We start from the raw sequence: 782 nt of genomic DNA, 5'->3' as shown, positions 1-782 counted from the left end.
CCCAGATCAGCGGTCTTTGTGTTGTTCGAACCGGTCAGGTCAGCCGAACCGCCCACGGTTTCGGTATAGAGCGGGTTCAACACCTCCAGCGTCTTTTCGCTGCTGGCGCGGGTGGCCAGTTTCGGCGCGTTTTCCGACGTCTGCTTTTTGAACGCCTTGATCGTCGCGCTCAGCTTCTTGGGGGCGTCACCGGCCAGCGCGCGGTTGAACTCTTCACGCTTTGTGCGCGACATGGCGTCGAAACGCTCTTCCCAGGCGCGGCGGTCGTCTGCGCCGCGTTTGCCGATCTCTTCCCAGGCGGATTTCACATCGGCAGGGACTTCGAACGGGCCGGTTGTCCAGCCATAGGCGGCTTTGGCAGCGGCCATCTGGTCCGCATCGGTCAGCGCGCCGTGACCTTTCGAGGTATCCTGCGCGGCGTGTCCAAGCGCGATATGCGTCTTGCAGGCGATCATCGTGGGCAGATCGGATTTGCGCGCCTCGGTCAGGGCGGCGTCGATCTCGTCGGGGTTGTGGCCGTCGATTTCGATGACGTGCCAGTCAGCCGCCTTGAACCGCGCACCCTGATCCACTTTGTCGGACAACGATACCGGCCCGTCGATGGTGATGTCGTTATTGTCCCACATCACGATCAGCTTGCTCAGCTTGTGGCGGCCCGCAAGGGCAATCGCCTCGTGGCTGATGCCTTCCATCAGGCAGCCGTCACCCGCGATCACATAGGTGAAGTGGTCGACGATCTTCTTGCCGTATTGCGCGCGCTGGATTTCCTCGGCCATGGCAAA

General features: G+C 61.9%; 1 protein-coding gene. It reads right to left on the bottom strand.

What is annotated here, in order from left to right:
• Positions 1-782 (bottom strand): thiamine pyrophosphate-dependent enzyme (locus B3849_RS07725; RefSeq protein ID WP_286779988.1); only part of this gene is annotated, 782 nt, incomplete at both ends.

This window comes from Sulfitobacter sp. UBA4523, assembly GCF_002388305.1.
Classification (GTDB): Bacteria; Pseudomonadota; Alphaproteobacteria; order Rhodobacterales; family Rhodobacteraceae; genus Sulfitobacter; species Sulfitobacter pontiacus.
Note: the sequence above shows the minus strand (reverse complement) of the source record. Positions and strands in the feature narration are given on the sequence as shown.